This is a genomic window from Burkholderia sp. B10 (genome assembly GCF_004368385.1).
GTDB lineage: Bacteria > Pseudomonadota > Gammaproteobacteria > Burkholderiales > Burkholderiaceae > Burkholderia > Burkholderia vietnamiensis.
In genome coordinates this window covers 1-8,297 of the sequence record NZ_PQMX01000130.1, presented here as the reverse complement: position 1 = coordinate 8,297, position 8,297 = coordinate 1, and the positions used below count along the sequence as shown (strand labels likewise).

Genomic DNA, 8,297 nt, shown 5'->3' with positions numbered 1-8,297 from the left:
GGTGCTTGGGTGCCCGGCCAGTCGGTGCTCCGGTGCTCGGACGCCCGACCTGCTCGCGCCGCTCGAGCGACTCGGCGCACCTCAACCAATCACCGCCAGCCGTTGTGACGCCCGTTGTCCCAGTGCCCATGCCCGCGATCCCAGCCGCGGCCATGATGGCGATACCACTCGTCGCGGCCCCAGTAGCGGCGGCCATCCCAGTAACGGTCGCCATGCCAGCCGATCACGATGGCCGGCGCGGGCGCATAAACAGGCGCCGGTGCGTAGACCGGTGCCGGCTGGTAGACGACCGGCGGCGGAGGAGGAGGCGGCGCGTACACCGGCGCCGGAGCGACGTAGACCGGCGCCGGCACGCCGACGTTGATACCGACGTTGACTCCCGCCATTGCTGCGCCCGACACGAGCAAGGCCGTCATACCGGTCAAGAGCGAGGCAACACGCAAAGTCTTCATGGATCCTCTTCGAGTCGTGTGATGTGTGATTCGACTATAGCGACAAGCCGCCTCACCGCATATTTCCACTTTGTAAGAACTGATTCGCGGCATCGCAGCCGCACATGCGAGCTAACGTCTCGTAACAATTGACGCCAGTATTTGCGCCGGCCGGCTGGCCCGCATACGCGAGCCCCTACTCCCCGGCGGGCCTGGACAACGCGAAGCGCCGCCTCGCCGCCGAGTTCCGCGCGAACTGCACGCGCCGAATGAAAAAAGGCGGCACTCGCGTGCCGCCCTTCCTTACATGAGATGCGCGCCGCAGCAGATCCGCTGCGGCGCGCCGTCGCTCAACGCGACATCATGTTCATGCTGACGTTGTGCATCACCCACAACGTGCCGACGATCAGGATCGCCGCGGTCAGCACCGTATAGCTGAACGCCATCACGTTCCAGCGCTGGCCCGACGAGCCGTTCATGTGCAGGAAGTACACGAGGTGCACGACGATCTGCACGAACGCGAGCGCGGCCAGCGCGATCAGCGACGCATGCGGCGACAGCACGCCGCCCAACACGAGGCCGAACGACGCGGCCGTCAGCAGCACCGACAGGATGAAACCGGCGAAATAGCCGCCAACGCTGCCGTGCCCTTCTTCCATTTGAGACGAATGCGAATGAGCCATTTAGATCACGCTCGCGAGATAGACAAAGGAAAACACGCAGATCCAGACGATGTCCAGGAAGTGCCAGAAGAGGCTCAGGCACGTCAGGCGCCGCAGATCGCGATCGGTCAGATCGCCGCCGCGCAGCACGATCTGTCCGGCCAGCACGATCATCCACAACAGGCCGGCGGTTACGTGCAGCCCGTGCGTGCCGACCAGCGTGAAGAACGCCGACAGGAACGCGCTACGCTGCGGGCCCGCGCCGTCCGCGATCAGGTGCGAGAACTCGCGCAGCTCCATCGCGAGAAACGCGGCGCCGAGCACGAACGTGACCGCGAGCCACCCGAGCAGCGCACCGCGCCGCTGCTTGTAGCCGGCCAGCATCGCGAAGCCGTACGTGATGCTCGACAGCAGCAGCGCGGCGGTTTCCACCGCGACGCCCGGGATGTCGAACAGGTCCTTCGCGGTCGGACCGCCCGCGGTCTGGTTGCCCAGCACCGCGAAGGTCGCGAACAGCGCCGCGAAGATAACGCAGTCCGTCATCAGGTACAGCCAGAAGCCGAACACCGAGTGCGACGGCGGATGGTCGTCGTGCTCGAGCAAGGTTGCGCTCAAGGTTTTCTGCAGCATCAGTTGGCCTCCAGTTCCACGTCGACACGCGTCGACACGCGCGCCGCCGGTTGCTTCTCTTCGATCTTGCGCACCTTCGATGCCGGGATGTAGTAGCCGTCGTTATTGCGCGAGCTGTAGATCACCAGCGTCGCGACGATCCCGATCAGCCCGCCGATCGCCATCCACCAGATGTGCCACACCAGCGCGAAACCGAGTACCAGGCTGAAGATCGCGATCACCAGGCCCGCGCAGGTATTCGACGGCATGTGGATGTCGCGGATCGCTGCCGGGTTCGGCCGGGCGTCGCCGCGCGCCTTCATGTCGGCATACGCGTCGAGCGTGCGCACCTGCGGAAGCACCGCGAAGTTGTAGTCGGCCGGCGGCGACGAGGTCGCCCATTCCAGCGTACGGCCGCCCCACGGGTCGCCCGTCGTGTCGCGATAGGCCGGCAGGTTGCGGTTGCGGATACTGACGACGAGCTGCAGCAGCTGGCACGCGATGCCGATCGCGATCAGCACGGCGCCGAACGCGGCGACCAGCAGCCACGGATGCCATGCCGGGTTGTCGTAGTGGTTCAGACGACGCGTCATGCCCATGAAGCCGAGCACGTACAGCGGCACGAACGCGACGTAGAAGCCGATCTGCCAGAACCAGAACGCCGCCTTGCCGAGCTTCTCGTTCAGCTTGAAGCCGAACGCCTTCGGGAACCAGTAGTTGAAGCCAGCGAGATAGCCGAACACCACGCCGCCGATGATCACGTTATGGAAGTGCGCGATCAGGAACAGGCTGTTGTGCAGCACGAAGTCGGCGCCCGGGATCGCCATCATCACACCGGTCATCCCGCCGAGCGTGAACGTCACCATGAAGCCGATCGTCCACAGCACCGGCGTCGTGAATTCGATCCGGCCGCGATACATCGTGAACAGCCAGTTGAACACCTTCACGCCGGTCGGGATCGCGATGATCATCGTCATGATCCCGAAGAACGCGTTCACGTTCGCACCGGAACCCATCGTGAAGAAGTGATGCAGCCACACGAGGAACGACAGCACCATGATCGCGCACGACGCGTAGACCATCGTCTTGTAGCCGAACAGCGGCTTCTTCGAGAACGTCGCGATGACTTCCGAGAAGATGCCGAACGCGGGCAGGATCAGGATGTACACCTCCGGATGGCCCCACGCCCAGATCAGGTTCAGGTACAGCATCGCGTTGCCGCCGGCTTCGTTCGTGAAGAAGTGCATGCCGAGGTAACGGTCGAGGCCGAGCAGCGCGAGCGTCGCGGTCAGGATCGGGAACGACGCCATGATCAGCACGTTGGTGCAGAGCGCCGTCCACGTGAACACCGGCATCTTCATCAGCGACATGCCCGGTGCGCGCATCTTCAGGATCGTCACGAAGAAGTTCACGCCGGTCAGCAGCGTGCCGACGCCCGAGATCTGCAGCGCCCACAGGTAGTAGTCGACCCCTACCCCCGGACTGAACTGCAGCTCCGACAACGGCGGATACGCGAGCCAGCCCGTCTGCGCGAATTCGCCGATCACGAGCGACACGTTGATCAGGATCGCGCTGACCGCCGTCATCCAGAACGACAGCGAGTTGATGAACGGGAACGCGACGTCGCGCGCGCCGATCTGCAGCGGCACGATCAGGTTCATCAGACCGACCATGAACACCATCGCCATGAAGAAGATCATGATCACGCCGTGGGCGGTGAAGACCTGGTCATAGTGATGCGGCGGCAGGTAGCCGGGCGAGTTGTAGGCGAGCGCGAGCTGCAGGCGCATCATGATCGCGTCGGCGAAGCCGCGCAGCAGCATGATCAGCGCGACGATGATGTACATCACGCCGAGTCGCTTGTGGTCGACCGTCGTCAACCATTCCGTCCACAGCCACTTCCAGCGGCCGGTGATCGTGAGGCCGGCGAGAATGCCCAGCACGACGAGCCCCATGAAGCCGCCGGCTCCCATGATGATGGGCTGATCGAACGGGATCGCCGATAGTGTGAGTTTGCCGAACATGCGTTACCCCTTCGTGCCGCAGGCGGCGTCCTTCAGGTCGAGGACGTGGCCATCGTTGTATTTCGCGATGATGTTGTGGAACAGCTTCGGATCGACCGACGAGAAGTAGCGCACCGGCGCCTTCTCGCTCGGCTGCGCGACCGTGCCGTACACGGTGGCGTCGAGCCGGTCGGGCGAAGCCTTCACCTTCTGCACCCACGCGTCGAACTGCTCGCGCGGCTCGGCGAGCGTGCGGAACTTCATGTCGGAGAAGCCGCGGCCGCTGAAGTTGGCCGACGTGCCCGCGTAGTCGCCGGCTTCGTCGGCGATCAGATGCAGGCGCGTCTGCATGCCGGCCATCGCGTACACCTGGCCGCCGAGCTGCGGGATGAAGAACGAATTCATCACCGAGTCCGACGTGATGCGGAAGTTCACCGGCGTGCCGACCGGAATCGCCAGCTGGTTCACCGACGCGATGCCGAGCTCCGGATAGATGAACAGCCACTTCCAGTCGAGCGCGACGACTTCGACGTCGATCGGCTTGACCGCCGATTCGAGCGGCTTGTACGGATCGAGCTCGTGCGTGGTCTTCCACGTGAGCACGCCGAGGAACAGGATGATCAGCGTCGGGACCGTCCAGATCACGACTTCGATCGCGGTCGAGTGCGACCAGTGCGGCGCATAGGTCGCGTTGCGGTTCGACGCGCGATAACGCCACGCGAAGTACAGCGTGAGCAGGATCACCGGCACGACGACGATCAGCATCGCCCATGTCGACGTCGCGATCAGCGCCTTTTCGGCAGCGCCGACGCTTCCTTTCGGATTAAGTACGTCAAAATTACAGCCTGACAGGCTCAGTGCCGCGCCGATTGACATCAGCGCCGCCCAGCCTCTTGAAGCTCTTCTTTTCATCACACAGCCCGAGAGTCATTGAAACCGTTTGCGTATGCCCGATGCGCATTCGATCCACGAAAGTGGCCGCATCATACGTCGCCCGGACGCAAGCAAAAACCTTGATGTACGACAAATCATCATTGCAAAATCCGATGTGAGACACATTGTCGCGGGGCAATTTCACGCAGCCGGCCGCGTGCCGGAAGCCGGCGCGACAAGCGCCGCGCCACTGGATGTGCGCGCAACCATCGCATTCGTCTGACGAGGCGGCCGCTGCGCGCGGCGTCCACCGGTCAGCCGTGCGCGGCGGCCATGTAGGCGGGTCGTGCCGGCGCGGCGTCGTCGCCGGCAGGCAGCTTCGAATGGCTCGCGTCTTCGATCAGCCGCCCGACCGTCGGGTCGATCGCGTCGGTAAACGGCTTCGGATCGACGCCGACCATCAGCACGATCAGCGCGAGCGACGCGAACAGCACGACCTCGCGCCGGCCGAGGTCGGCGAGCTTCGCGATGCGCGGGCTCGCGACCTTGCCGAAGATCACGCGCTTGACCATCCACAGCGTGTACGACGCGCTGAGGATCAGCGTCAGCGCCGCGATCGCGCCGATCCAGAAGTTCATGCGGATCGCGCCCATGATGACCATGAACTCGCCGACGAAGCCCGAGGTGCCCGGCAGGCCGATGTTCGCCATCGCGAACAGCATCGAGAAGGTCGCGAAGCGCGGCATCACGCCGGCCACGCCGCCGTACGCGGCGATCTCGCGCTGCTTCGTGCGATCGACCAGCACGCTCACGCACAGCAGCATCGCGCCCGCGACGAAGCCGTACGACACCAGCTGCACGATCGCGCCTTCGACGCCGATGCGGTTGAACAGGAACAGCCCGAGCGTGACGATGCCCATGTGCGCGACCGTCGAATACGCGAGCAGCTTGCCGAGATCGGTCTGCGCCAGCGCGATCAGGCTTGCGTAGACGATCGCGAACAGCGACAGCGCGATCACGGCCGGCGCGAAGAAGTGGCTCGCGTCCGGCGTGATCGGCAGCGCGAAGCGCAGGAAGCCGTAGCCGCCGAGCTTGAGCATCGCGAGCATCAGCGCGGCGCCGGTCGGGCCGTCCTTGTAGACGTCGCTCAGCCACGTGTGAACCGGCCACATCGGCACCTTGACCGCGAACGCGGCGAAGAAGCCGAGGAACACGAGCAGCTGCGGCGTGAAGCCGAGCTGCAGCGTGCGCCATGCGTTCATGTCGAACGTATGCGACTTCGCTGACAGGTACAGCATCGCCATCAGCAGCAACAGCGAACCGGCGAACGACATGAAGAAGAACTTCACCGCGGCATAGACGCGACGCTCGCTGCCCCACGTGCCGATCAGCAGATACAGCGGGATCAGCGTCGCTTCGAAGAAGATGAAGAACAGCAGCCCGTCCTGCGCGACGAACACGCCGACCATCAGCCCGGAGAGGATCAGGAACGACGCGTAGTACTGCGCGACGCGCACCGTGACGGACTCCCACGAGGCGATCACGACGACGGGCGTCGTGAACGCCGTCAACACGACGAGCCACAGCGACGCACCGTCGATGCCCACGCGCCAGCCGGCGTGGAAAGCGGCCAGCCAGTCGCGCGATTCGGTGAACTGCATCGCGGCCGAATGCGCGTCGAAACCGGCGACGAGCGGCACGACCGCGGCCAGGCCGGCAAGCGCGCCGACGAGCGCGATCACTCTGATGCGATGTACGCGATCGTCGGAACCGGCGCGCAGCAAACACGCGCCGAACAGGATCGGAGCCCAGATCGCCAGGCTCAGAAAGGGGAACTCATGCATGTCAACAGGCCCTGGGTGGGTCGCGCGCTGCATCGGGAACAGACGCGACGAAGGAACGAAATCAAATCGACAGATAGATTTCGTGGATCGACAATGTTGGCAAAATGTAAAGCGGAATCAGAACAAAGATTGATGCCGCTCAAGCGCTATCGGGTTAACCAGCATAAGGCGATTAATTATTTTTTGCAGCGCAACAGAACATGAAATTCCGTTCGCCCGATAGGCCGCTGATTTTTATGCGTAATTTTTCGTATTGAACGGGCACCTGGCGTGCCGGATGGCGCGCGTCGTCGCATTTTTTTCCGGAAGCATGCTGCTGTGCATGCAACGACGAGCCGCAGCGTGCGAGGTCTGCGCGTCGCTCGATCCTTACAGGCACCCTTTCGTTTTGGCTTCAACGCGCGGCATCGGCGGCCGCGCGTCGTGTCAGCGCTCGCGGCTCAGCCGGTCCCACACTTGCATCGACACCGCGCGATAGTGATTGTGCTGCGCGGGGAAATGGACGAAGCAGCTGTCGCGCGTCGCATAGACCGGCGACGATGCGAGCGACGTCGCATCGACGATGTAGCGCGCATCGATCATGCCGGCCGCCAGCAGTTCGACGTAGATCGCCTGCTGGTCGCCGCCGCTCGCGTATACCGACGAGCGGTCGTCGAAGCTCTCGATGCGGGCGCATATGCGGCCGACCAGTTCATGCATCGGCGCGACGTTGCGCACGCCGATCATGCAGGAGTTGATCGCCCAGGCCGTGTGATCGGTGCCGATCACGAAATCGCGGCCGTCGATCACGCCGTCGACCGGCTGACGCTGGTCGATCGCGAGGATGTCGGCATCGACCCAGAACACGAAGTCGTGCTGCGGCAGGTGTTCGCGAATCAGATGCAGCTTGGCCCAGTTCGCGTCGACGCCGGGCGGCAGGAACGACGGCGGCTCGCGATAGGCGTGGTACGCGTAGCCGTGTCGCGTGCAATAGCGAACGAAGTTCTCTTCGTGCAGATCGCCGTAGCCGGCGATGTGCGACGTATGCAGGCTCACGAATGCAATGCGCGCCTGCGGATTCAGATGCCGCACCGGCTCGCGCGTGCGCTGTTGCGCGGCGCGCCAGTCGGCCATCGCGTGCGGCTGTTCGCCATGCAGCACGCGCGCCGCATCGTCGACGAGCGCGAGCACGTAGCGGAAGTCGTAGTCGGGCGTCGGCGCCCATACGCCGTCGATCTGCCGCCATTCGGGCGCCTGATGCGCGACGAGCGGACGCGCGCTCACGACCACGTCGATTGCATGGCCGTCGCGCCACACGGTCTGGGCCGATGCGTAATGGCGGTTCGACAGCGGCTGATCGAACGGCAACGGCGGGAAGTGTTCGGCGAGCAGCGTCGCTTCGCATTCGTTCTGCCGCTCGGGCAGATGCATCGCCCACTTGCCGAGTTCGACCGTAAGACGCCGCAAGCGCTCGCGAACGTCGGGGACGTTGCGGAAGATCATGCCGCTGGGCGCGGGTAATGGCGACGTCGGCGTCTGGGTGGTGACGATCGCGTCGTAGCCGTCGGCGATCTCCGGCAGTGCGTGCCGGGCCAGTACGACGGAGAATGGGTCGAGCACGAGAAGCAATGCCTGCGGCTCCATCGCCGCGAGCTGCGCGATGATCGCGTGGTACTTGTGAAGCACTTGTTGACGCTCGCCGTAGATGTGCGCGCTGTCGACGACCGCGTGGCGGTAGCCGTGGCTGTGCGCGTAATCGGCGTGGTTGGCGACGAGCCCTTCGACGGGGCGATGCGAAAGAAGCGTGAGGACGGAATGCATGCGGGGCGGGACTCCGGCTGAGGGGCGCGAGGCTATATCGCTATTTAGCGCGGGAGCTTGGGGGAAGTCGAGGGG

The 8,297-nt window shown here is 64.3% G+C and carries 8 protein-coding genes; 1 reads left to right on the top strand and 7 read right to left on the bottom strand.

The window, feature by feature from the left end; all coding sequences use genetic code 11:
- Nucleotides 1-89: 89 nt before the first annotated feature.
- From C3Y15_RS30640 to cyoA, 5 genes are all read right to left on the bottom strand, one after another.
- A complete protein-coding gene (locus tag C3Y15_RS30640; RefSeq protein ID WP_059695630.1) occupies nucleotides 90-452 on the bottom strand; it encodes a hypothetical protein in 363 nt (120 codons plus the stop codon).
- Nucleotides 453-781: 329 nt separating this feature from the next.
- Nucleotides 782-1,114: a cytochrome o ubiquinol oxidase subunit IV gene (gene cyoD, locus C3Y15_RS30635; protein WP_011885188.1), complete on the bottom strand. Its 333-nt coding sequence runs from the start codon at nucleotides 1,112-1,114 to the stop codon at nucleotides 782-784.
- Nucleotides 1,115-1,723 (bottom strand): cytochrome o ubiquinol oxidase subunit III, encoded by a 609-nt coding sequence (cyoC, locus tag C3Y15_RS30630; protein ID WP_011885189.1) that lies wholly within the window; start codon nucleotides 1,721-1,723, stop codon nucleotides 1,115-1,117. It lies immediately after the preceding gene.
- A complete protein-coding gene (gene cyoB / locus C3Y15_RS30625) occupies nucleotides 1,723-3,726 on the bottom strand; it encodes a cytochrome o ubiquinol oxidase subunit I (protein ID WP_011885190.1) in 2,004 nt (667 codons plus the stop codon). Before cyoB ends, cyoC begins: the two co-directional genes overlap by 1 nt.
- 3 nt (nucleotides 3,727-3,729) lie before the next feature.
- Nucleotides 3,730-4,617, bottom strand: coding sequence for a ubiquinol oxidase subunit II (gene cyoA, locus C3Y15_RS30620; protein WP_011885191.1), 888 nt, complete (start codon nucleotides 4,615-4,617; stop codon nucleotides 3,730-3,732).
- Nucleotides 4,618-4,651: 34 nt separating this feature from the next.
- Here cyoA and C3Y15_RS30615 point away from each other — a divergent pair, with 34 nt between their 5' ends.
- The gene (locus tag C3Y15_RS30615; RefSeq protein ID WP_080484203.1) at nucleotides 4,652-4,861 is read left to right on the top strand and encodes a hypothetical protein; all 210 of its coding nucleotides are present in this window, start codon (nucleotides 4,652-4,654) and stop codon (nucleotides 4,859-4,861) included.
- Between the two features lie 31 nt (nucleotides 4,862-4,892).
- Here the strand turns inward: C3Y15_RS30615 and C3Y15_RS30610 are convergent, their stop codons facing one another.
- Both C3Y15_RS30610 and C3Y15_RS30605 read right to left on the bottom strand, forming a co-directional pair.
- A complete protein-coding gene (locus tag C3Y15_RS30610) occupies nucleotides 4,893-6,422 on the bottom strand; it encodes an NADH-quinone oxidoreductase subunit M (RefSeq protein WP_014723252.1) in 1,530 nt (509 codons plus the stop codon).
- A 426-nt stretch (nucleotides 6,423-6,848) separates the two neighbouring features.
- Nucleotides 6,849-8,222, bottom strand: coding sequence for a hypothetical protein (locus tag C3Y15_RS30605; protein ID WP_059461293.1), 1,374 nt, complete (start codon nucleotides 8,220-8,222; stop codon nucleotides 6,849-6,851).
- Nucleotides 8,223-8,297: the final 75 nt, after the last annotated feature.

Coding starts and splice junctions, on each gene's coding strand:
- C3Y15_RS30610 (WP_014723252.1), bottom strand. CDS start 6,422: ATGCATGAGTTCCCCTTTCTGAGCCTGGCGATCTGGGCTCCGATCCTG.
- C3Y15_RS30640 (WP_059695630.1), bottom strand. CDS start 452: ATGAAGACTTTGCGTGTTGCCTCGCTCTTGACCGGTATGACGGCCTTG.
- cyoA (WP_011885191.1), bottom strand. CDS start 4,617: ATGAAAAGAAGAGCTTCAAGAGGCTGGGCGGCGCTGATGTCAATCGGC.
- C3Y15_RS30605 (WP_059461293.1), bottom strand. CDS start 8,222: ATGCATTCCGTCCTCACGCTTCTTTCGCATCGCCCCGTCGAAGGGCTC.
- C3Y15_RS30615 (WP_080484203.1), top strand. CDS start 4,652: ATGCCCGATGCGCATTCGATCCACGAAAGTGGCCGCATCATACGTCGC.
- cyoB (WP_011885190.1), bottom strand. CDS start 3,726: ATGTTCGGCAAACTCACACTATCGGCGATCCCGTTCGATCAGCCCATC.
- cyoC (WP_011885189.1), bottom strand. CDS start 1,723: ATGCTGCAGAAAACCTTGAGCGCAACCTTGCTCGAGCACGACGACCAT.
- cyoD (WP_011885188.1), bottom strand. CDS start 1,114: ATGGCTCATTCGCATTCGTCTCAAATGGAAGAAGGGCACGGCAGCGTT.